We start from the raw sequence: 22,917 nt of genomic DNA on the forward strand, positions 1-22,917 counted from the left end.
GACCTCGACGGGAACGCGTCAGCGCCGGCTCACTGTCGGTTTGACGCCGGCCTCGGCTGTGGTCCCGGTCACTCGATGAACGACATCGGCCATCGTCTCGACGGTGAGGTCGGTCTCGGCACGACGCTGTGCGAGGTACGACAGGATCGCGCGCATGCGCCGGTCGTCACGTTCGTGTGTCAGGTTGTTCGGATGGAGCCACATGTGGAAGATCCCGTCGCGTTCGGTGGCCTGGTCGATGCCGTGGCGGGCGAGCGCGACCATCGGATCGTCCCAGACCGACTCGGCGACCGTCCGTGCAGACCCCTCGAAGCCGAAGAGAAACAGGGAGGCTGGAATGTCAACGAGTCCGTGTTCGTCGATCGTCGGCGTCACGAGCAACGACTTGTTACGCACCGTCAGGTCGAAGATACACCGGATACCGTGGCCGGTCGGCGACTTGCTTCGATACGCGCGCAGTCCCTGCTCGGCCAGCACGTCGCGGTGGCCGACCGAATTGCGGGGATAGATGAACGATTCGACACACTGGTTCCAGTCGGCGGCAATCTCGAGGCTGCGCTCGAGTTCGGCCGCCGCGAGCTCGCGATCCGTCTCGGGACGGCCGAACAGCACGTGCGAAAAGGAGTGGCTGGCGAACTCGTGGTCGACGTCCGACCCGAGGAGATCCCTGACGAGATCGGGGCCAAAGCGGACGTCTTCGCGGTCCTGCCAGTCGGTTCGTTCACGCTCGAACCAGCCGTCCGGGGCTGGATGGTCGGCGTGTCGTCCATCACAGGACTCGAGCATGAGATGGCCGACGACCGCCCAGGTCGCCGGAATTCGATACTCCTCGAGCAACTCGAGCATGGTCGACCACCCACGACGACCGGCCTCGACCCGCCTCGTTGGCGGGTTCCGAAGATCGTGAAAGCCCCACCCGAGTTCTGCATCGAGAGAGAGTACTACGCTTCCCACAGCAACCACCTGATTTGAACCGGTGCCATATCCGGGTTCGTCTCCAGTAGGAGGCTTTGTTATGTCCGTCTTTTCACAGCCGGCGACGCCCATCAATGTGTGTGGTGATAACATACGTAGAACGAGGCAGAACAGCGCCTGAGACGTGTATTAATTCCATCGAACAGGGACACGTCAGTTGCCCTGGGTGGTGAATCATCTCTATAACAAAGCGGACCTCGGTCAACGTGGGGGACAGCAGGCGTCTTCGACGTCTCATAATGCAATCATGAGCGGATCTACAGCCCCCTCCGAGCGAGCGTTCGTGCTCGGACTCGACGGCGTGCCGTGGAGACTCATCGAGCAATGGAGCGACGAGGGCGAACTCCCCAACGTCGCCCGGATGCGCGAGGAGGGCGCATCCGGCACGCTCGAGAGCACCCGTCCGCCGACAACCCCCTTGGCGTGGCCGTCGATCGCAACGGGGGTCTGGCCGGACAAACACGGGATCTACGGCTTTCAAAACCTCTCGTCGGAATACAGCCACGAGATGTACACGAGCCACGATCTCGCACAGCCGGCACTGTGGGATCTGCTCGGCCCGTCCCACGTCGGGAACGTTCCGATGACATATCCGGCCCGTGAGATCGACGGCACCATGGTCACGGGCATGATGACGCCCTCGACGGACCGGGAGTTCACACGACCACCGGACCTGCAAGACGAGATCGAGTCTCGCATTCCGGACTACGAGATCAGCCTCGACTATCACACGTATGGCGATCGGCTGGACGACTTCGAGGTCGCCGTCGACGAGATGCTCGCGAACCGCCGCGAGCTAATGGAACTCCAGATGGACCGGGCCGGCGACGACTGGCAGCTGTTTTTCTTCGTCTACACCGCCCCCGACCGGTTCCAGCACCTCGTCTGGGATATGGATCGGCTGTTAGACCATTACAAGCGACTCGACGAGATCCTCGGCGAGGTCATGGAGTACACCGACGACCACGACGCGGATCTCTACGTCGTCTCCGATCACGGCTTCGGTCCGATCGACCGGCTCGTCTACGTCAATCGGATTCTCGAGCAGGAGGGCTACCTGTTCCGGCGCGAGGACGACGGGACCCGCGGCGCGCTCGCGAGCCTCGGAATCTCTCGAGACGCGATCACGAGCGCGCTCAACCGTGTCGGGATCACTGAAGAGACGCTCGTCCAGTCGCTTCCCCGGCAACTGGTCGACTCGGTGGCCGAACAGATCCCCGGCGATCACGCCCTCTACGACGTCGACTTCGACCGCACCGTCGCGTTCGTCCACGATACCGGCAACTGTTATATCAACGACAGCGGCCGCTTCGATGGTGGCGTCGTCTCGCCGAGTGAGGTCCCACAGGTGAAAGCGGATATCAAAACCGCGCTGGAGTCGGCGACTGACGCAGACGGCGAGCCACTGCTCGAGGTCTTCGACGGCGACGAGCTGTTCCCGACCGACGAGGACGCCCCCGACCTGGTCGTCTGTGGTAGGGAAACCTACGAGTCACGCAGTACGGTGTCCGACGAAGTCCTCGGTGATACCGGGGTCTACGATGCAAGTCACCGTAGCGAGGGGATCGTGCTGTGTCGCGGGCCGTCGATCGACGCCGGCGCGACGCTTCGCGGGGCCCGCGTGGTCGATATCGCACCGACCCTCCTACACGGGATCGGCGAACCGGTGCCGAAAAACGCCGACGGCAGAGTGTTGTTCGATGCGTTCGCCGCGGAGACGTCCCCTGCGACGACGAAAGTCGAGCGCTCGGCCGTCGCCCAGATCGACACCGGCGGAGACGTCGACGAGGACTTCGACGACGTCGAAGACCGGCTGAAAGGGCTCGGCTATATGGAGTGACGTCTCTCCCGCCGTTCACGGCGGCTTCTTCTCGCTAAATCCTTCGAGGCGGCGAGCGGACACCCGTCACAGTACCGCTGAGCCGCTGGTGGCCGTTTTCGATCCGACAGCCCGTCTGCTGGACTCCCACTGAGCGGGCTACGCGACGGCGCAGACGGCTGCGACGGAGTGTAAGACGTTGCTACGGCCTCTCAAGTAATACTTGTCGAATATAAGTTATTGTATAATTAAGCATCGTTGTGAAGACAGGGTTTCGTATACATGCTGAGACGCCACCCCCAGTCGACCGCGGACGACGGGGATCGACTACTGGTGGCGCGCTCGAGTGTGTGACACCGACCGTGATACCAATGAACGTCTACAAAGCCCTGTTTGGGATCGCAAGCGTCGCGCTCGGCCTCCTCGCCCTGCTCGGCTCCGGTGTGTTCGCCTCGCGCGATCACCAGGAGTCGGACGAGTCCGAGACGCCCGCGACCGTACAGTTCGATCAAAACGACGTTGCATCGACTCGCGACTCATCTCAATCGAGGACACGTCGCGAGTCGGCGAAACACCATGTTGACCCGATCTTCCGAACACCGTAGGTTCCGTCCGTCTGCCTGACCGACCAGTTATCGTTGTCTCGAGACGCCACAGTGACGGTTCGAGCTGAAACTCGGTTACGCGATTATTTACTAACACCGTGTCTGTGTCACTCGAGATACAGTTCAATCAAACTATGATCCAACTTGCAGTTGCAAAACCGGCCGGGGTGACCGCTCGATGAACGTCCTGTCGGTCGTCGGTGCGAGGCCACAGTTCATCAAGGCAGCTGCCGTTTCACAGCAGCTCCGACACGATCACGACGAACTGCTCGTCCATACTGGCCAACACTACGACCACGAACTCTCCGAGGTGTTCTTCGAGGAACTCGCGTTGCCCAAGCCGGCGTTCCATCTAGGTGTCGGTTCCGGCACCCACGCCCACCAGACCGCCGAAATGATGACAGAGTTAGAACGGATCGTCGACGACGAATCCCCCGATATCGTCCTCGTCTACGGGGACACCAACTCGACGCTCGCGGGCGCACTCGTCGCGGCGAAATCGTCGGCCCAGCTCGCACACGTCGAGGCTGGCTTGCGCTCGTACGACTGGTCGATGCCCGAGGAGGTCAACCGCCGACTGACCGATCACTGTTCAGACATCCTCTTCGCGCCGGGCCAGCACGCAAAGGAAACCCTCGAGCAGGAGGGGATTTCGGAGAACGTGTTCGTCCCGGGCGACGTCATGTACGATACGCTGTTACAAATTCGCGATCGGCTGCACAATACCGACGGTTCCGGGATCGAACGCCCCGACGAGTACGTGCTCGCAACGGTCCACCGGGCCAAGAATACGGACGATAGAGACAGACTCGCGGCGATCATCGATGCATTCTCCCAGTTACGTGTCCCGGTCGTGTTCCCTGCGCACCCGCGAACGGTGACAGCGCTACAGGAGTACGGACTCTGGGATCGGGCGACCGAAGCGAGCCGGATTATCGATCCCGTCAACTACGGACAGTTCATTACACTTGTCGAGGACGCGGTCTGTGTTGCGACGGACTCCGGCGGAGTCCAAAAGGAGGCGTTCTACCTGGACACACCGTGTATCACCCTCCGGGACACGACCGAATGGGTCGAAACGGTCGACGCCGGCTGGAACACGCTCGTCGGCGCAGAGACGAGTGAGATCGTCGACGCTGTTCGCGCTGCCGTCGATCCGCCGGCCAAGCCGGACCTGTACGGCAACGGGAACGCAGCCGCTCGCATCGTCGAGCAGCTCGAACGGAGCGTTCGCTGAGATGAGCGACACGACCAATCGGCGATCGCACGCCGACTCGAGGGTCAGGGACGGGCCAACTCGTTCGTCGACGCTGCCCACACCGGCTGCCGAGACCATCGCCGAACTGCCGCGAGAGCGGTCCGTGCTCCCGGACGATTCGACGTTCGCGCTCTGTCTCACACACGACGTCGACCGTCCGTACAAGGGGCTTCGGTCGCTTTACTATGCGACTCGAGAACGGCCAGCATACCACCTTCGGACCGCGCTCTCGTCGACCAATCCGTACTGGCAGTTCGACGAGATCATGGCTCTCGAGGACGACCTGGGTGTTCGCTCGGCGTTTTACTTCTTGAACGAACAACACCTCCTGGCCGACCGGCCGGTAACGGAGTGGGGCTCCCCGGCAAACTGGGTCCAGCACCTCGGCCGATACGACGTGACCGCATCCGAGATCGTCGACGTCATCCACGACCTCGATGACGGCGGGTGGGAAGTCGGCCTGCACGGATCGTATCACTCTCCGACCGATCCGGAGCGGTTGCACGAAGAAAAGACGCTGCTCGAGGATGTCCTCGAATGGTCTGTCATCGGCGGTCGACAGCACTACCTGAAGCTCACGGTGCCGGAAACGTGGCAGTATCACCACGCGATCGGTCTCGAGTACGACGCGACGCTCGGCTCGAGTACGGAGTGTGGGTTTCACAACGGATACCACCCGATTCGCCCCTTCGACGACGACTTCCTCGTCTTCCCGCTGACGATCATGGAGCAAGCACTGCCGAATCCGGCGTCGAACGTCGCGGCTGCTCGCGAGACCTGCGAGCGACTCTTGATGGAAGCTGCCGAAAACGGAGCTGTCATGACGGCTCTCTGGCATCCGCGGTACTTTAGCGAACGCGAGTTCCCCGGCTACCGGAGTCTGTATCGGTGGCTCATCGAGCGAGCGGCGGAGCTCGGCGCATGGATCGGACCGCCTCGAGCACTCTGTACTGACCGGGAGCACGACCGACCAGAGCAAGCGGGCCGTACAGGCACGACAGCCAACGAGTTCCACTTCACCCACGAGAGAGCCAACCCATGACTGGACGACAACTCACGATTGCCGTGCTGATCGGACTGCTAATTGTCGGCGGGATCGGGAGTGCCGCCGGCCAGACACACTCGACTGCCGACTCGTCGTCGGCACAGCTGAGTTCCCCGCCAGCAGACTCGTACGTCGTCGAACAGGGCTCGTTCTGTCAGCCGATCGAGCCGCTGTCAGGAGACGAGACGATCGAATCGTTCTACGAATATCGGAGCCACGAAACCCATCCAGACGATGTCGAGCGACTCTACAGTTCGTACGGAACGACAAACTTCCAGCGCGACGATACGAGTTCGCTCTTCCTCTATGAGGGGCCAGACGGACTGAGTCTCGGGATGGTCCACGATCGACTCGGCGGTGAGTCGGAGGGAGCGCTCGTCACGCTCGAGCTCGCTGGCCTGCCACACGAGAGCCAGTGGGTCGTGAAAGACGACAACTACACGGGCGAGACGAGAATGGACGAATACGAGCGCGGCGATGGATGGGCCGCAGCGTCCTGGGCATATCAAGATGGGCGAACCGACGGCGGTGCGCTGCGAGGCGGCCTCGACGGCGAGTTCGCCGTGACCGCCCATCCCAGGTTCAACGAGGACGCGGCGTTTGCTGGTTCTGAACTGCCTGTCTCCGGAATCCCCGAATCGGGAGGGATCGAGGAGTGGGACGTACTCTCCGGCAGTGCTGAGAATCCGGATCGGACATCCCTTCCCTCGCTTGATGACCCGATAACGATCCGAGCCGGTACCTGTGAAGAGCCGTCCGTGACGTACGACCGAACCAGCAACGGGATCACTGCCGACATAACAAACGCCGCGCCGGACGACTCCATCGGCGTGCAACCGACGAGGGGAACGGACGACGGCGTTCGCTTCGATCGGGTGGAACTGACCGGCATCGATGGCGATGCGTTAGTCACGTTCGAAAGCCGCTTCTCGGAAGTCTCGGAAACACCACCTGCCGACGTCGATCCACTCTCCTATCTGACGGTCGCAGAACAGTCAGAGACCAGTGACGCGGAAGCGACGGTCTCGGTTACCGTCTCGAAAGACCGCCTCAAGGAGCGCGGGCTCGAGCCGGACGAGATCGCACTCTATGAGCAACGCGGTGACGAGTGGACCGCCGTCGAAACGACGGTCAGCGATGAGTCCGAAAACGAATATCGATTCAAAGCAAACGTGACGTCCCTCTCGACGGTTGCCGTTGCACCGAACCCGGGCGCAACCAGCGCGGGTTCGATCGGCCTCGTCGGAATCGGGCTAGGGATCGCTGCCGGTGCCGTCCTTGGCCTTGGCTGGCTGGCAACGGCGCGCACTCGTGACTGAGTGCACTGCGATGAAACCTCATCGTCGCTCATGAAACACGCGACACAGACGATCGGATGAACTGATTTCGTAATCGATCGCACGCGACCGGCCGCAGTTGGCGATGCACAACGGGACTGTGGCATCATTGCCTGTTGTCCGAGGGTGTCACAGCGAGAAGACGAGCAGATTCAGTGACCGATTCGATAGAACGGCGGTCTCCGACCGAGTGTCTATAGCGCGTTCAGACCGGTCAATCGCTGCCGACGCCAACGGGTGGTTTCGATTCGGACGGCGTCCCCCGGCTGAACTGGCGGACCGCTTCGAGATCACCGACGCGACCACGTGCCGTCGCGACATTGACGAGCAACTCCGTGAGGTTCGTCTTGTCCGACAGGAAGTCATTTCGTCGCCGTGTCCACTCCTCGTTGACGCTGTCGTCGCGAAGCAGCGTCGTCGAGATGTCGACGATATCGGAGAAGCGAGCCACGTTGTGGATCAGCCCCTGGTTCTCGAGTTCGACGAAGTTCCCCATATCCGAGTCGCCGACGAACGAATTCGATCGAATCGCTGGCGTGCCAAGCAGCGCTGCCTCGGTGACCATCGTCTGGGTATCGGCTATCAAAAGCGTCGCCTCCGCGAGCGCGTCGTGCATCAGGGCGGGATGGAGGTCGAACGACCGTGCTGGAAGTCCCTCGAGATCCACGTCCTTTCCCTCGTCGGAGACGAGGATCGTCGCGTCATTACTCAGCCGGTCGATGAGCTGGTGACACTGCTCGTGGGTGATTCCGTCCTTGCCCACGTCGTGTTGTGAGCCAAAGGCATTGAGCCGGAGAATCACGTATGATTCGTCGGGTTCGACGCCGAGTCGATCGCGAATCGAGGGGTTCGATTCGTAGATTTCCGGATGGAGATACGCGCATTCTTTCAGGCCCGAAAACACATAGTGGTTTGTCCCGAGATCCTTCTGGAACGTATTCGGCGTGAGAACGGCGCGAGCGAACGGGGTCGAAATCGCATGGTCGAACGACGCCGGTTCGGAATCGATGAGCAACACCGTCGGCGTTCGGACCATCGCACCCGTATGTGCCGCATATCCTCCCATCCCGAAGATCAGATCCGGATCGAACTGTCTCGCCTGCCGGATCGCACGGACGTAGTGAGCTGGGAGGCGACTCAGCAGCGACTGTTTCGACGTATCACAGTAGCCGTAGACCTCGTAGGGCAGGTCGTACCACTCGAGCAGTTCGACCGTGCAGGTGTAATCTCGAGCGAGGACGAGGACCTCGTGGCCGTCCGCACACAGGGACTGAACGGCGTGTTTGTACAGGTGAACGTGTGCCGGCGTGTTCGTGAAGAACAGATATCTCATCTTGGAAACCACCCGTTCCGTGGCGATGAATAATATGATCAATCACAATTGTTATCTCGCTCATACCAGTTTGACAGGGACAGTTCATCCAGACGGTTGTAACTGGTTACCGACACGACCGCACGGCTGATCGCGGATATTCCCAGATGGACTGCCAACCGGTAGTATCTGCTACACGCGTTGTTTTACCCGCGTTACTCGTCTCGGTAGCCATCATATACTAATGGAAATACGTGTCCAGACGACGATAGATGCAGTTTGACGAGATTCCGTGGCTCGACATCCAGCGGATTTCGAGCACTATTCCAACACGAGCGACAGGCCAGACCAGCAAGTCGAAGACATCGGGATCCGTCCCGAACGCGACGACCCGCGTAACGGACCAATATCTATCCGTGCTCGAGTCGACGCTTGAGTATGCTCGCAAGCGAGACTACGTTGGGCCGGATTACGGCGATGGCATGAGCAGCGCTCTCCTGCAATCACTGCCGGTCGAAAACAGGTGGCTCAACATCGCCGTCCAGGAGACCGTCAAACGAGCCCCAGTCGACGTCAGGCCGCTGTTCCGCGTCGAACCCCGGCGAAACTACAAGGGAGGAGCCCTCTTTTCGATGGCGAACCTGAACTACGCCGAGTTGCAAGCCAAGCGAGACACAGCGAGTGACCCTAAATTCGATCCGCTTGCCGAAACGAAACGACTGGCAGACTGGCTCGTCGAGGAACGCTGTACCGGATACAACGGCTTCTGTGGGGGCCATCGCCACGAAATCCAGCACTTCCATACGAAAGGGGTGCCGAACGATCCCGATATCGTGTCGACTGCATACGCGGTAAAGGCGCTGCTGCGTGCCGCCCGGATCGACGAGGAGTACGCGGAGATCGCACGCACTGCGGCCTCGTTTCTAGTCGAGGACCTGAATTACCGGGAGGTTCCCGAGGGTGCGAAGATCGACTACCACCTGAACCACCCGGACGACTCCTATACGCTCAACTCCGCCGCACTCGGTGCGAGAACCCTCGTTGACCTCTACGAGTACTTCGGCGACGACGACCTCCGCGAGCGTGCGACGAAGATCCTTGACCACGTCGCCGCCCAGCAAACCGAGCAGGGCGGTTGGCCCTATCGGATTCCGGCCTCGGCGTCACACCTCTCGATGGACAGCCACCACAACGGGTTCATTATCGAGTCCTTCCAGCGCTACCGCGACGTCGTCGATGCAGACCGATACGCCGACACGCTGTCGCCGGCCCTCGAGTTCTATCGGACCGAGCTGTTCGAACTGGATGGCGCACCGAACTTCGACGAGGAAAACGCCTATCCCCGAGACATCCACGCTAGTACGCAGGGTATGCTGGTGTTTACCAGAGAGGACGACCTCGAGCTGGCCGATCGGATCCTTCGCTGGGTGCTTGCGAACCTGGAGGCCGATGACGGGCAGTTCTACTACCGGCAGTACCGCCACCACACGAAGCGGGTGACGCTGATGCGGTGGTGTCAGGGGTGGATGGCCTACGCGCTGTCGGAGTTTTTGCTTGCAGCGCAGGATGAAGATTCGCTCGGCGGTTCCTGATTGGCTCGCTCATTGTGGGAGAACTACCAGCTTGAGAACCGGGAACCAGCGATAGCAACACGACTCGACCACCGCCGGTGGGCAGCGAAAGACGAACTTGGGAGTTGCTGTTCATGACTCTCATCGATCTGTTACTGAGGGAATAACAAGGGCTATTGTCAGAACACGAGGAGTGTATGGACGTCAACCGAATCGGACTCGAGGCCTGGCGAGAGGCGCTGCCAGCCGATGGATATGAAGTGTTTCACGATCCGGACGCGCTCGCTGTCCTCGACGACCACACAGACGCGGAGTTACAGCTATACGGCGCGTACAAGGGCCAGCAGGCGGTCGGACTGCTCCCGGTGTTCGTCAGCGAGCAGCCGATCGGTCGAACGGTTCTCTCTCCGCCAGTCTCGTTCAGTGTTCCCCGACTCGGGCCAGTTATCAATCCAAACAGTCCGAAACGCCGGAAGCAGGAGCGGATCAACCAGCAGTTGGCTGAGGCCGTGATCGAGACCGTCGGCATCGACACGCGAACAACGCTGTTCCGAATGAGCTGTCCGATTGGGTATACAGATCCGCGGCCATACGAGTGGCAGGACCTATCGTTGACGCCTCGGTTCACGTACATCATCGATCTCGAGGACACTACCCTCGAGAGCGTGTTACAACGCTTTAGCAAGAGCCTGCGGCGGGAAATGCGCAAGCAAGACGAGATTGACCTCTCGATCGAGACGGAAGGGATCGACGCAGCCATGCGAATTTACGAGGATGTCGTTGACCAGTATCGTGCCTACGACGATCCGGCCCCGCTATCGCGGTCGTTCCTTCGAGACCTACTCTCGTCGCTCGATGACGATTGCTGGCGTGTCTACGTCGCGCGAACACCGGATGGAAAATACAAAAGCGGCGTCATAACTCTCTACTCCCCGGATCTTGCGTACTTCTGGCAGGGTGGTGTCACCGCCTCGCACGACGGGATCAGCGTCAACAGCCTTCTCCATCATGCCATTCTCGAGGACATTATTACTGATCCACAACTCGAGTCAGTGACCGGCTACGATCTCGTCGGTGCGAACACCGAGCGTCTCTGTGAATACAAGGCGAAGTTCAACAGCGATCTCCGCCAGTACTACGTCGTCGAGTCCACGGGGCTCGAGATGTCACTCGCGAAGTCGGCCTATCAGCGGCTCGCAAGCATCAAGTAACGCTGCAAGCACGCTGTTGTCACATCAATGCGAGGCGCATCGACGAACCAGAAATTAGTGTGTGAGCCTGTTCATTCGAACGGGAGTTAGTTGGTCTGTAACAAAGTCCGTCTTCGCGTAGTTAGCAGTATGTCTAACAGACCAGACGTATTGTTCCTGGTACTCGACTCGTTGCGCAAGGATCGCGTCTCTGCGTACGCTCACGATCGCGAGACGACCCCCACATTGTCGAAGCTATCGACGTGCGCGACGAGATATGAGAACGCGTTCACGCCAGCCCCCTGGACGCTCCCCTCACATACGTCGATGTTCACCGGCGTGTTCCCGTCCGAACACGGGGTGACGAATGGCTTTTCCGACGGTATGAGTCGACTGCCCGAATCACGGACGACGCTCTCCGAACACCTCTCGGATGGGGGCTACCGCACCGCCGGCTTCTCGAACAACCCGTGGGTCGGCCAACTCTCTGGTCTCGATCGAGGCTTCGACGAATTCGTGGAGTGGAACCTCGAGATCTCGCAGTCGGAAACCGATGGCGTCCACACGACCCGCGACGAGCTCTACTCTCGGTTGCATCCGGCGCTTGGCAAAGCGGCCCGCCAGCCGGTGTTCCTGTTGAAACGGCGCTTTTTTACCGACAGCCTCGTCAGTCGGGCGAAACGCTGGCTCACCCAGCAGGCCGAGTCGTCGGCACCGACGTTTACTTTTCTGAACCTCATGGAGGCCCACAGCCCTTACTTCCCGCCGAAACGGGCGTTCGAGTCGCTCGATCTCGAGCCGCCGTCGGCCATCGAGCCGCGCGTTCTCAACACAAAGCTGCTCGCGTACGTAATGGGGAAATCAGATCTCTCACCGGAAACGCGACGACGCGTCATGGAGTATTACGACGCAAGTGCACGTTACCAGGACGAAAAAGTCGCGGAGCTACTCGGGCTGTTACAGCACGAAGGACTGTTCGACGACACGCTCGTCATCGTCTGTTCCGATCACGGAAAGACACTCGGCGACTATCCGAGGACGGAACGACCACCGCATTACGTCCGTGACATCAACCTCAACGTGCCACTGTGGATCAAATGGCCTGCCCAGCGCGACGGCGAGACAGTCGACGACATGTTCGAACTCACCTCCGTGTTCGACGTTGTCAGGGACGGCAACCCGCCAACAGAGAGCTACACCACTGACGTCGCCATCGCAGAGGATTTCGTCCCACACGCCGGCCGCAGCACACCTGACGATGTCACTCGCTGGCGAGTCGCAGCCGACGAGGACCACAAGTACGTCCGAAACGATACCGGCGACGAATACCTGTACGATCGGCCGACCGATAGCCGCCGGTCACAGCCAGATCCCGATCGCTGTGGTGCATACGCCGAGAAACTGTCCGACCGCGTCCGTCAGTTCGGCACTGAGTCCGACGATGCGGCGGCGGCGACTGGCAAGGAGATTGACTCGAGCGTCGAGGCTCAGTTGAAGGACTTGGGATACATGTAAGTACGGTACGCGATGAGCCAATGACGACTTGGTGTATCGTCCTACGGTTTGAGCGAGTGCGACTGTTGCTGCTGTCTGATACGGTCTGCTGGCATGAATTGTCGGCACACCCGCGAGCCGTCCGGCAGTCGCGCCGGACGGGACTAACAGGAGCCCGTATGATACCAGTCACTACCTGCTCGAGTACACAACAGAGTGGGGCGCTGCTGCAGCGTGGCAGCCAAAAACACCCTACGTATCGGCCAGTGTCCGGAGAATCCGTCGCCAGTCGTCCCGTGCATTCGCATACGAAAACTCGTCTCGAACGGCGATGGCGTTCGTTCCGAGTCGCGTCCGCAGCTGATCGTTTGTAGCGAGGTCGCAAAGAGCATCGGCGAACGCCGACGGTGTCCGATCATCCACGACCAACGCGGTTTCGCGATTGACAGCAATATCTGGGACGGAGCCGATAGGCGAGACGACGCTTGCTGTCCCGGTCGCCATCGCTTCGACCAACGTCAGCGGGAGTGCATCTCGTGACGAGGTCAGAACGAACGTATCTGAATCGTAGTAGTACTGGCGCGGATCATCGACCCAGCCTGGCCGCTTGATCACATCTCCGAGGTCATGTGCTTTGATCGTCCGCTCGACCTCGTCGCGTTTGGCCCCGTTGCCAAGCATCGCCGCTCGAAACTCGACACCCATCGCCGAGAGTTCGTCGAGTGCCTCAACGAACAACACCGGATCCTTTTCCTCACTGAATCGCCCGATCCAGAGGAAATCGTACGCCGACTCGACCGGGTCGGGAGGGGGAGCATAATGTTCCGTATCAATCGCGTTTGATAGAATCGAGATCCGGGTCGCCGCAACGCCGAACCCGAGCAGTGCCTGCTGATGGACCGAGCCAGGAACAGATATCGAGTCAAACCGTCTGATTGCAGCTTGAACCACTGGGCCGTACCAAGCCGTCGCGTGAACGTCAATATCCGCCCCGATGATACCCAGGTGTGCCGGAGCCCCCACAAACGGCCGCAACGCGAGCGCATAGCACCCGTAGGGGAGCAGTGAGATCGAAACGATCGCATCGTAATCGTTGCGAATCCCCTCAAAGAGTGCAACAACAAACATAAAACAGATCCCGACGAGCCGGTGTCCGAACGTCGGAACGGTCCGATACGTGATCGAGTCGAGCGATTCGTAGGGGGTGAGACAGACCATGGTCGTCTGGCTCGAGATGTCGGCCAGGGGTCCGTAATGGCGTTCGATCTTCGACGGATTCTGGTGCTCTGAGACGATCAGTATTGAATCGACAGCGGTTGTGTCCACATCGGCACCCTCGGTCGACGACGTAGAACTCACAAGAGGGTTCTCTGACGGCTCGTTCGTTGCAGCCACGTGTATCACTGGTACCTGATCATTTGGTCCCGTTCGTTTTGTTAATCTGATTCTAATAGTGGTGAGACAGTCACGGACAGCTCAAAGAAGGCACATCCGTCCGAGTGACGTAACTAACTGGTAGGTGGCTGCTACCTCTATCTGGTGGCCATGACCGCAGTTGTTGCGCTCGTGTCGATCCATATGGAAGACGAGCCGGAGTGGGTGTGGGTGTGTGTGCATGTCTTTCGATAGGTAACTCCGCTATAACAATGGCTGAACGACAAGACAGATCGAGTAAACCACCGGTCTCAGGTGAGTGTACCAATGGCTGTTGATACCCCCAAAACTGTTCTTATCGGAATGGATGCACTGTCGTTCAACTATCTCGATCAGTTCGAACTCCCCAACATACACTCGCTGCGCTCACAGGGTGTTGAGGCCGAACTCGAGTCGACGTTCCCACCATGGACGGGGAGTGCCTGGCCGTCGGTCTACACGGGGGTTGATCCCTCCCATCACGGCGTCTACTCATTCTTTGACTTTCGTGGGACCTCTCCTGACGAGGCGGATATCGTCTCGCAAGCCACCGTTCGATCACCTGCAATCTGGGAGTATCTCTCCACACGTGGCGTGTCCGCATCCGTTCTGAACGTCCCAGTGACACATTCCGCAGACAGCTTCGATGGATCGCTGATACCGGGCTATCTCGCTCCCGAATCCGCCAGCGGCTCCCCGGCAGGCATTCGGGACGACCTCTCGAGCGAGCTCGGCGAGCAGTACCGGATCTATGGGGAGAACGAAGCAGGCGATGGATCGACAGCCGTCGACGACTTCGTGTCTTTGATCGATCATCGCCGGCAGGCAGCCCGGGCGTTCCTCGAGTCGACGGACTGGGAGTTCGCGTTTCTACAGCTTCAGAAGACCGATACAGTGTTTCACGAGTTCGAGCAGCTCGCCGCGTACCGCCGGGTCTACGAAGCCGCCGACGAGTTCGTCGGGATGGTCCTTGAAACGGTTCCCGACGAAACGAACGTCATCATCTGTTCCGATCACGGAATCGGTCGGACCGACGGCTACAACATCTATATCAACGAGATACTCCGACGGAACGGATTCGTCGAGACGTGTGCTCACGGCCGAACACCGACGCTCGGCGAGAGCAAGGCCGAACTCAATGAGAAAGCGGAAGGTTCCGACGACCGCTCGACCTCGATACAATTGGTTTCGACTGCTGAATCCGCGCTGGGCGCTGTCGGACTGACACCGGGTGACGCCTACCGGCTCGTCCAACGACTTGGGGCCGAGAGTATCGTCAAACGACTGCTTCCCGACGGCGCCCACGCAGCACTCGGCGAGAACGTCGATTGGCGGCGATCACAGGCTTACTGCCGGAGCGGGCCCGAACTTGGCGTTCGGATCAATCTCGAGGGACGGGACGAAAACGGTGAGGTATTGCCCGACAACTACGAGGGTGTACGATCCGAATTGATCCAGATACTCGAGTCACTTCGAACGCCGGACGGTAAGCCGGCCTTCGAGTGGGTAAAACCGCGAGAAGCGGTCTACGATGGACCGTACACGGAGGAGGCCTGTGACATCCTCTTCATGCCGCGAGCAATGAACAACCTGATCGCCACGAACCTGCTCGGTTCCATGTTCGTGCCGATCGACAAGCACAATCATAAACGGACGGGCGTCTTCATCGGCGCTGGGTCGAGAATCGACGAAGCTCCCCCTTCGGAGATCGGTCCGCTCTCGGTGATCGATGTCGCCCCGATCGCGATGGCGCTTCTTGACGAACCAGTTCCGGCACGGATGCAGGGGAGCGTTCCGCCGGAGGTCGTCGTCGACCCGCCACGGGTCGCCGAGTATGACGCGATCGACAACGCAGACAGTCGCAACGATGGTGAGCGACCCGAGATGGACTCCGACCGGCCCGAAGACGATGCGATGATCGACCGGCTGGAGAACCTCGGTTACCTCTAATGGTCGACGAACGTGACGTTTCGAAACTCCTCTCAAGCGCGGTGCTCATCGGTGCCGGACAGGTGTTTTACTCGGCGTCCCAGCTCATCGAGCGGATTATCGTCGCACGATTGCTGACGACTGAGGCCTACGGAGAGATCAGCGTCGGATTGGCGATCCTCACGTTCGTGACGACGATCGGGCTGCTCGGCGTCAAGGGTGGCATCCCTCGATTCATGTCCCGGTACGATGACGAGGCGAACGAACGCGGTGCCTGGCTGACCGGTGTCCTCATTTCGGGAACCGCGACGGTCGTGCTCACGATCGTCTTACTCTCAGGTACGGGAACCATCTCGGCGCTGCTGTTTGAGCGAGGTGATTCGACTCGTCTCGTGGCTCTGTTCGTGGCATGCATTCCGTTTACCGTTGGCTTAGAGCTCGCCGTTGCGGGGATTCGAGGCCGGGAGAACACGCTGTACCGGACGTACGCGAGGGATCTACTCTACCCCACCGGCCGATTGCTTTTTCTCGTCGGGTTCTTACTCGCAGGATTTGGCATTCATGCTGCTGCGATGGCCTACCTCGTCGGCGCGATTGTCTCGTGTGCATTGGCATGTGTACTTCTCAATCGACTCGTTCCACTCATTGGTTCTGCCCAGTTGCATGTCCGTGAACTGCTGTTCTTCTCCGTACCACTCGTCTTCGCGACAGTGCTTTCAAACATGCTCACCCACACTGATACGCTGATGCTCGGCTACTTTCGGTCGTCCCACGAAGTCGGTCTCTACAGCGCTGCCTACCCGCTCGCTAGCGGCATGTTGCTCGTGCTTTCGTCGTTCGGATTCATGTACCTTCCACTGGCGTCGCGGCTCGACGCGGAAGACGAACGATCCGAGGTCGGTTCGATCTACGAACTGACAACAAAGTGGGTTTTCATTGTCACGTTTCCACTGTTTCTCACATTCGTCGTTTTCTCCGGAGACGTTCTCGGGATCGTCTTCGGCGAGCGCTACGCCGAGGCCGGGAACGCGCTGTCGATCCTCGCGATTGGCTTCTTCACGAGCGCGATGTTCGGCCGCAACCGGGAGACACTCTCCGCACTCGGATTTACAACGGCAATCATGGGCGCAAACGGAGTTGCGTTCATCATCAATGCTGGGCTGAACCTGATACTCATCCCGCGGTACGGCTACATGGGTGCCGCAGTGACTTCGATGCTCTCGTTTGTCGTTCTCAACTTGACTGTCTACACCGTGCTAAAACTGAAATGCGACATCACGCCGTTCTCGCGGTGGTCTACACGCACGTTTATTGTCCTCCCGGTTACCCTGTTTCCACTCGCGTTCCTGCTTCGCGGTGCCATCACACTCACGCTCGTGACGTTACCGCTGTTCGTCATCGCCGTTGGTCTTTGCTCAATCGTGATCGTGTCCGTCACCGGCTGTCTACAACCAGAAGATCGTATCCCGATCTCTCTGCTTGAGCAACGGCTCGATGTGAGGATTCCTATCGTCCGTCGATACCTCCCGGATCCAGGCTACAGTAACAACTGACCTAGGAGACACACTGCTTGCAAAACCGTCGTGCGATCAGACGCCAGTGTCAATCTGTGTCAATGATAGTTGACAGCTCGGTCGAAAAATCGAGCCGCTACTCGTGACAGCGTAGTCGGTTAGCCCCAGAGCTGGTTTGGATCGACTTCGACACCGTTGACGCGAACGGTCGGACCGTCACCGATCCGGAGATCAGTGATTTCGCCGGAGAACCAGAAGCCGTCTGCGCCACCACGAACGAATCCGTTGACGGAGCCGTCGTTGATTTCGCCGCCCGTCCCGTACTCTGAGTAGTACTCGCTGTGCTCGAGTTCGCCATCAACAGTGAACTGATAGTCCACCCGTTTGGAACTTCCATCACCGTCGATTACCAGCGTATTCCCGAGATGTTCATCAGATTTATCGCTCCCGATCGTGGCTGGGTCAATCTCGACACCGTTGACGCGAACGATCGGGCCGTTGCCGATCTGGAGGTCAGTGAGTTCCCCGGAGAACCGGAAGCCATCCGCGCCACCGCGAACGAACCCTTCAACAGCATCATCGTTGATTTCGCCACCAGTACCGTACTCCGAGTAGTACTCGCTGTGTTCGGCTTCACCGTCGACGGTGAACTGATAGTCTACCCGTTTGGAACTCCCGTCACCGTCGATCACCAGCGTATTTTCGAGGGCGGTGTCGTCGTCCTTGCTTCCCGATCTATCTGTTTCGCTGGAGCCACCCTCGAAGGATGGGTTCGGATAGGAGTGTGCCTGACTCCAATCGAAGCTGCAGTCACGACTGCTCGCGGAGATCGCGCCACCAGAGAGTTCGGGACTAATACAGACGTTGTCGACGCTCGGATATTGGCCGCCAGAGGCGGCAACGGTCGCGCTCGATGCGTTCTCGGTGTCGAACACTAGATTCCGCAGTCGAGCGGAACCGCCGTTGTTCCAGCCGACGCCGGGAACGTCCGCCTGGTCGAGCAGGAACTGACAGTCTTCGACTTCGACCCACTCGTTATCGAGAAACCTGATCGCACCTGTTGCGTTAGGAACATTTCTCACGATGAACGAACAGTTCCGAACGTATCCACCGTTAGAAGCGCTTTCGCGGTTGTCTGCTGTAATTGCGCTCGCGTTCGAGACTCCGCGCTGTGGGTGTGCATGCGTCGTGTCGTCGAGCGAGATATCAAAGTAAAATGTACTGTTTTTCACGACCTCGTTGCTACCGCCAAGACGGACAGCGCTGACGTTGTTGTTGGCGAACACACAATTGTCGACTTCCAGTTCACCCGGCATCCGCGTGTAGATGCCGTTGTTCGGGAATCCAGAGAGAACCGAGTTCCGAACCGTCAGCTTGCCGGAACGCGACGACCAGATTCCAACTCGAGAGTTGCCGCCGTTGTACTGGGAGATGTTCCCGTTATTGTATGCGACGATGCCGTCGAGCAGGACCTCTCCGCTCGAGGACTCCGCACCGACGTTGAGCATGTTCGTCTGTTGTGCATTCCACGTTCGTGGACCGTCGCTTGCGACCGTGATGTCGCGGAACTCCGCGCGCTGATCGACGATGCAGCGGAAGCCTATTGCTGGCCTGCCATCGGAGTCGAACGTGAGGTTCTCCACCAAGACATTATCGCCGGACACGTTCAGCACGTAGCCGTTCTTGGTCCCTCTGCCACGACTGCCGGGAACGGAGATTTCGACGTCGCCCTCGCCGCGAATCCCCCAGTTCCGACGCGAGAACGACAGCGTCCGGTTCCACTCGTACGATCCCGACGGGACGACGAGCAGTTCACCGTTGCTTGAGTTCGCCACATACGACGAGAGGTCGTCGCCGTCCGAAATCGAGAGGCGCCGTTCGGACATCTGATCGGGATTTGCGACTTGTGGGTCGGCGTTGGCAGCCGAGACACTCGAGGTTGCGGCAGTAGTGCCGGTCGCAAGAGCAGCTGCAGCCGTTCCCGTCAGCTTGAGATACGACCGTCGATCGATTAATCCGCTATTACCCCTATTTTCGGGAGTTTCAACGCATCTATCTCCAACTTCGCTATCATCCGGTACCGCTGGATCGCGTGCCATACTATCGAGTAATTCAAACATACGTGTATAAACTTTCTGTTACACTAACCATAATATTTCCAGATTATAATTATTACCTGTGTTTTGTTTGCAACCACATTAGCCAATCGCCATCGAAAGTATACATTCATATAATAATTACCTTCTAAAGAAAATTTATATCAAATTTCTTGAACAGTGACTACTCAAAGTAGGGTTCACCTGTGTTGGTGGACAAAACGGGCTGGTCACCAAGCGGGACGCAAATCAGGTGGTGGATTACAAAACTCGGTCTGACCATCAAAACAGTGCACGCCGAACTCAGGTTTCCGGAGGGACCAATGAAGTTACAAACGATTCACGACGGACACGTCCTCGCCACGCACGATCGTTCGATCTACATCGAGTCTGCAGATGGAGACGGGTTGACACGGATCGGTCAGCTCCCCGAGCCGCCGTCAGCACGCATTGGTTATCGGCTGAAGACTACTGCTCCGTACCGATCACTCGTGACGGCTGTCACTGGCCGGTTTCCCGCAGTGAACGTCTGGTCAATCGACGAAACCACGCTATTAGCAAGCATCGACCGCTGGGTGTACCACTCATCTGATAGCGGTCGGCACTGGACCATCGTCGAAACGCTCCCGGAGTCGTCGCCACCGATAGGGGTCCTCCCATCGGCAGTCAGTGTAACGGATGAGTCGATCTACTTGGGCGAGTACCCCCTTGACGGGGACACGACACCACGTGTGCTCGTCTCGAACGACGGCGGCAAAACGTGGGCAACAGCCGCGACATTGCCGGGTGTTCGCCACATCCACGCCGTCCAGACGGATCCCTATACCGGCGATGTCTGGGTGACCACTGGCGACAGGGACACGGAGTGTCTGATCGGCCGCCTTCGGGATGGAAGGATCGATATCGTCGGTGGCGGCGACCAATCGTGGCGAGCGGTCGAACTGGCGTTTGCCCCAACAGCGGTTCTCTGGGGGGTTGACAGCGTCTACGCCGAGCAAAAGCCGATCCGAACCCTCTCTCGAGCGCAGTTCGACGACGCAGATCCGAAACCGGAAACAGTCCATGAGGTCTCGAGTTCAGTATACTATGCCGAAACAGTGACTATCGATGGAGAACAGTGGGTCCTCTTTTCGACGGCTATGGAGGCAGGCGAGGATAGCACTGGCCCTGACACACAGACGGTGCACTCTGACGGTGCGACTGTCGTCGCAGCATCGTCCGCCTCAGCGTTTACCGACTGGTACGAACTTGCCGCCTATCGAAAACGAACGACGCCGGCCGACCGGTGGAACCCGAATGGATATGTGCCAACGGCGAACGCGTATGTGTTTCTCGCAAGCGACCCAGAGCGTGGCGTGTTCATAAACCCATACAACACGGACCGGGACGATGGGACAGTTCAGACGATCCCGCCTCAAGCGTTTGCTGCCCACTCTTGACGCTCGTTCTCCCGATCGTCATGCTGCGTCGTTGCTCGCAGATACGTAGTATGTGGTGAGTTCGCCGTTCGACTGGACACGATCAAGGGAGGGATCGGTCGCAATAGCGTCGAAATCGTCTTCGGAGTAGCGAAGCCCCCGATAGGCAACTATCTCGCGCTCGTAATCGAGTTGCGAAACGACGAGATAGCGGTCAGTGTCGTAATAGGTTGTGGGGCCTTGTTCAACTGTTTCTGGAGTTACAGTCGTGTGGGCCCTCGTTCGTGTTTCCTGTCCGTTGAGGGCATCCGCGTAACGGTTCGGTGCACCACGGAATCCGGCGAACGCAATCCCATCGGCTGCGTTATCGAATGCGGTTTCGTACCCGTGCAGCTGTTGTTCCGAAACGTGTTGAGATTGTCTGTAGACGTACGGCGAGGCGAAGACGGAGAGCAGCGACAACACGAGCAGGAGAGCGAATGCGCCGGCAACGACAGTCTGAACCACGGTCGGTGACAGCCGATCGGAAAAGAATAACAGCCCTTCGTAGATCGCGATCGAAGCGAGAATCGCGGCGAATACCATCATCAGCCCGAACACACGGAAGTACATCTCGCTCGTCACACTCATAAAGTAGACGGCGAACAGGATTCCAAGCGCGAAAAGCCCGGCTGCCAGATACATCGTAACAGGCGGGATGTCGGGGAATCGGTTTAGTCGGCCGCGAAACAGGACGGCAAGGATCAGCCCAGCCGCAAGTAGCGTGATGACGACGTGGGGAAAAAAGAGCTTGAAGAAGATTTCAGTCAAGCTGACACCGATCGCAGCAAGCGAGCCGCCCTGTTGCGAGATCGAAGTCCCCGCATCTCCGGAGCCAATCAGCAAGAACGTAAGCGCCGACGAAACGGCGCGGCCAGCGAAGCCGGCGAAAAAGCCGTGATTCTCGGACCAAGCCAGAAAGACGGCGAGCAAGAACAGCGTCTGTCCGTACAGTCGCTGGTGGTCTGCCATCCGACGAGCAATTGATGTCCGCGAAAAATACGGTAGCCGCGGTGCCAGAAACTGCAGGAGACAAATGCCAATGCAGACGATGAGCATGTGTGCAGCGTACTGGGGGTGATAGACGACAGCTGCGGTCGCAACGAGTGCAAACAGGGCTGCAAGCGCCGTCGACGGGCAGTCATCCGTGGTAACGTACTTCAGGATGATGTAGATGAATAGCGCGAAAAGGAGGATCGACTGCGTCATTGCGTGAGGTTGCATGAACGTCGAAATCGTGGTGATCGGCAACAGTAGAAATCCAGTGAACGTCGCGATCGTCACGGCAAGCGAGTCCGGAACGAGCAATCCCACACTAAGTGGAACGAAGACAACGAACGCGATCGTCGCCAGCAGGACAACGAGCAACATCGCGTTCGAAAGCGTGATTCCGATGGCCGAGTTGATGAACACGGAAACCGTATGAATGCCAGGATACAGGAGCTCGAACGGCGAAATCGTACCATTGCTGATCCCGCGTGCCCAGCCAAGATGCGTCAACGCGTCCTGCTGGCCGAAGAAGTGGTAGCCACGAACGATGGGCAAGCCAGCGAAGACAGTCAGTGCGAGCCCGCCGAGGACAAGCGCGAGCGAACGGGTTCGACTACTCGCTATCGATCGATCGAACGCGACTGCCAGAGAGACGGCGAACGCGACGATCAGACCTGCCCAGACACCCTGGGGCGTCATAGTGTAGAGTGACAACTCGTATCCGGTTGCCGGCGAACGATGTGCAACGAGCGTGCTGACAGTAATCGCGAGAAATCCGAGTGCGAGTGCCAGCTTTCGGACCGGTTCGTCGGCGACTGCGTTGGAAGACATTCGAGGCTCTTTCGATCGTTGTTCGATATTGTACCTTGTTATTCTCCAGTTGCTGAATGTAAGTACGCAAATACCGCCATC

16 protein-coding genes are annotated in these 22,917 nt (G+C 59.0%); 11 read left to right on the top strand and 5 right to left on the bottom strand.

Annotation, left to right across the window (positions count from 1 at the left end; genetic code table 11):
* Positions 1 to 18: 18 nt before the first annotated feature.
* A complete protein-coding gene (locus E2L06_RS09870) occupies positions 19 to 954 on the bottom strand; it encodes a polysaccharide deacetylase family protein (protein WP_138780986.1) in 936 nt (311 codons plus the stop codon).
* A gap of 268 nt (positions 955 to 1,222) precedes the next feature.
* On the opposite strand from E2L06_RS09870, the gene E2L06_RS09875 reads away from it, so the two are divergent.
* From E2L06_RS09875 to E2L06_RS09895, 5 genes are all read left to right on the top strand, one after another.
* Positions 1,223 to 2,815, top strand: coding sequence for an alkaline phosphatase family protein (locus tag E2L06_RS09875; RefSeq protein ID WP_138780988.1), 1,593 nt, complete (start codon positions 1,223 to 1,225; stop codon positions 2,813 to 2,815).
* A gap of 350 nt (positions 2,816 to 3,165) precedes the next feature.
* Entirely contained in the window at positions 3,166 to 3,399 is a 234-nt protein-coding gene (locus E2L06_RS09880; protein WP_138780990.1) for a hypothetical protein, read from the top strand.
* Between the two features lie 178 nt (positions 3,400 to 3,577).
* Entirely contained in the window at positions 3,578 to 4,636 is a 1,059-nt protein-coding gene (gene wecB, locus E2L06_RS09885; RefSeq protein ID WP_138780992.1) for a non-hydrolyzing UDP-N-acetylglucosamine 2-epimerase, read from the top strand.
* A 1-nt stretch (position 4,637) separates the two neighbouring features.
* On the top strand, positions 4,638 to 5,699 hold the full coding sequence (locus E2L06_RS09890) for a polysaccharide deacetylase family protein (RefSeq protein WP_138780994.1): 1,062 nt from the start codon (positions 4,638 to 4,640) through the stop codon (positions 5,697 to 5,699).
* Complete coding sequence (locus E2L06_RS09895) at positions 5,696 to 7,021, top strand: PGF-pre-PGF domain-containing protein (RefSeq protein ID WP_171052338.1); 1,326 nt, start codon at positions 5,696 to 5,698, stop codon at positions 7,019 to 7,021. The genes E2L06_RS09890 and E2L06_RS09895 overlap by 4 nt, the downstream gene beginning before the upstream one ends.
* A gap of 232 nt (positions 7,022 to 7,253) precedes the next feature.
* On the opposite strand, the gene E2L06_RS09900 is transcribed toward E2L06_RS09895, so the two are convergent.
* On the bottom strand, positions 7,254 to 8,372 hold the full coding sequence (locus E2L06_RS09900) for a DUF354 domain-containing protein (RefSeq protein WP_138780996.1): 1,119 nt from the start codon (positions 8,370 to 8,372) through the stop codon (positions 7,254 to 7,256).
* A 251-nt stretch (positions 8,373 to 8,623) separates the two neighbouring features.
* On the opposite strand from E2L06_RS09900, the gene E2L06_RS09905 reads away from it, so the two are divergent.
* The 3 genes from E2L06_RS09905 to E2L06_RS09915 all read left to right on the top strand — a co-directional run bounded on the left by E2L06_RS09905 (position 8,624) and on the right by E2L06_RS09915 (position 12,627).
* The gene (locus E2L06_RS09905; RefSeq protein WP_138780998.1) at positions 8,624 to 9,943 is read left to right on the top strand and encodes an antibiotic ABC transporter permease; all 1,320 of its coding nucleotides are present in this window, start codon (positions 8,624 to 8,626) and stop codon (positions 9,941 to 9,943) included.
* A gap of 176 nt (positions 9,944 to 10,119) precedes the next feature.
* A complete protein-coding gene (locus E2L06_RS09910) occupies positions 10,120 to 11,133 on the top strand; it encodes a GNAT family N-acetyltransferase (RefSeq protein ID WP_138781000.1) in 1,014 nt (337 codons plus the stop codon).
* A gap of 129 nt (positions 11,134 to 11,262) precedes the next feature.
* Positions 11,263 to 12,627, top strand: a complete 1,365-nt coding sequence (locus E2L06_RS09915) for a sulfatase (protein ID WP_138781002.1) — start codon at positions 11,263 to 11,265, stop codon at positions 12,625 to 12,627.
* A 231-nt stretch (positions 12,628 to 12,858) separates the two neighbouring features.
* Here the strand turns inward: E2L06_RS09915 and E2L06_RS09920 are convergent, their stop codons facing one another.
* On the bottom strand, positions 12,859 to 13,932 hold the full coding sequence (locus E2L06_RS09920; RefSeq protein WP_138781004.1) for a glycosyltransferase family 4 protein: 1,074 nt from the start codon (positions 13,930 to 13,932) through the stop codon (positions 12,859 to 12,861).
* A 375-nt stretch (positions 13,933 to 14,307) separates the two neighbouring features.
* Here E2L06_RS09920 and E2L06_RS09925 point away from each other — a divergent pair, with 375 nt between their 5' ends.
* Positions 14,308 to 15,969 carry an alkaline phosphatase family protein gene (locus E2L06_RS09925; RefSeq protein ID WP_138781006.1) on the top strand — a complete coding sequence of 554 codons (1,662 nt, stop codon included), beginning with the start codon at positions 14,308 to 14,310 and terminating at the stop codon, positions 15,967 to 15,969.
* Positions 15,969 to 17,501 carry a flippase gene (locus tag E2L06_RS09930; RefSeq protein WP_138781008.1) on the top strand — a complete coding sequence of 511 codons (1,533 nt, stop codon included), beginning with the start codon at positions 15,969 to 15,971 and terminating at the stop codon, positions 17,499 to 17,501. Before E2L06_RS09925 ends, E2L06_RS09930 begins: the two co-directional genes overlap by 1 nt.
* A 119-nt stretch (positions 17,502 to 17,620) precedes the next feature.
* Here the strand turns inward: E2L06_RS09930 and E2L06_RS09935 are convergent, their stop codons facing one another.
* The gene (locus E2L06_RS09935) at positions 17,621 to 19,348 is read right to left on the bottom strand and encodes a right-handed parallel beta-helix repeat-containing protein (RefSeq protein WP_249361406.1); all 1,728 of its coding nucleotides are present in this window, start codon (positions 19,346 to 19,348) and stop codon (positions 17,621 to 17,623) included.
* Positions 19,349 to 19,881: 533 nt separating this feature from the next.
* On the opposite strand from E2L06_RS09935, the gene E2L06_RS09940 reads away from it, so the two are divergent.
* Positions 19,882 to 20,997 carry a glycosyl hydrolase gene (locus tag E2L06_RS09940; RefSeq protein WP_138781012.1) on the top strand — a complete coding sequence of 372 codons (1,116 nt, stop codon included), beginning with the start codon at positions 19,882 to 19,884 and terminating at the stop codon, positions 20,995 to 20,997.
* An 18-nt stretch (positions 20,998 to 21,015) separates the two neighbouring features.
* On the opposite strand, the gene E2L06_RS09945 is transcribed toward E2L06_RS09940, so the two are convergent.
* On the bottom strand, positions 21,016 to 22,836 hold the full coding sequence (locus E2L06_RS09945; protein ID WP_138781014.1) for an MFS transporter: 1,821 nt from the start codon (positions 22,834 to 22,836) through the stop codon (positions 21,016 to 21,018).
* Positions 22,837 to 22,917 lie beyond the last annotated feature (81 nt).

The sequence above is a fragment of the Haloterrigena sp. H1 genome, assembly GCF_005938085.1.
Lineage (GTDB): Archaea > Halobacteriota > Halobacteria > Halobacteriales > Natrialbaceae > Natrinema.

Coding starts and splice junctions, on each gene's coding strand:
- E2L06_RS09940 (WP_138781012.1), top strand. CDS start 19,882: ATGAAGTTACAAACGATTCACGACGGACACGTCCTCGCCACGCACGAT.
- E2L06_RS09945 (WP_138781014.1), bottom strand. CDS start 22,836: ATGTCTTCCAACGCAGTCGCCGACGAACCGGTCCGAAAGCTGGCACTC.
- E2L06_RS09900 (WP_138780996.1), bottom strand. CDS start 8,372: ATGAGATATCTGTTCTTCACGAACACGCCGGCACACGTTCACCTGTAC.
- E2L06_RS09915 (WP_138781002.1), top strand. CDS start 11,263: ATGTCTAACAGACCAGACGTATTGTTCCTGGTACTCGACTCGTTGCGC.
- E2L06_RS09935 (WP_249361406.1), bottom strand. CDS start 19,348: ATGTCCGAACGGCGCCTCTCGATTTCGGACGGCGACGACCTCTCGTCG.
- E2L06_RS09875 (WP_138780988.1), top strand. CDS start 1,223: ATGAGCGGATCTACAGCCCCCTCCGAGCGAGCGTTCGTGCTCGGACTC.
- E2L06_RS09890 (WP_138780994.1), top strand. CDS start 4,638: ATGAGCGACACGACCAATCGGCGATCGCACGCCGACTCGAGGGTCAGG.
- E2L06_RS09895 (WP_171052338.1), top strand. CDS start 5,696: ATGACTGGACGACAACTCACGATTGCCGTGCTGATCGGACTGCTAATT.
- E2L06_RS09905 (WP_138780998.1), top strand. CDS start 8,624: ATGCAGTTTGACGAGATTCCGTGGCTCGACATCCAGCGGATTTCGAGC.
- wecB (WP_138780992.1), top strand. CDS start 3,578: ATGAACGTCCTGTCGGTCGTCGGTGCGAGGCCACAGTTCATCAAGGCA.
- E2L06_RS09880 (WP_138780990.1), top strand. CDS start 3,166: ATGAACGTCTACAAAGCCCTGTTTGGGATCGCAAGCGTCGCGCTCGGC.
- E2L06_RS09925 (WP_138781006.1), top strand. CDS start 14,308: ATGGCTGTTGATACCCCCAAAACTGTTCTTATCGGAATGGATGCACTG.
- E2L06_RS09910 (WP_138781000.1), top strand. CDS start 10,120: ATGGACGTCAACCGAATCGGACTCGAGGCCTGGCGAGAGGCGCTGCCA.
- E2L06_RS09930 (WP_138781008.1), top strand. CDS start 15,969: ATGGTCGACGAACGTGACGTTTCGAAACTCCTCTCAAGCGCGGTGCTC.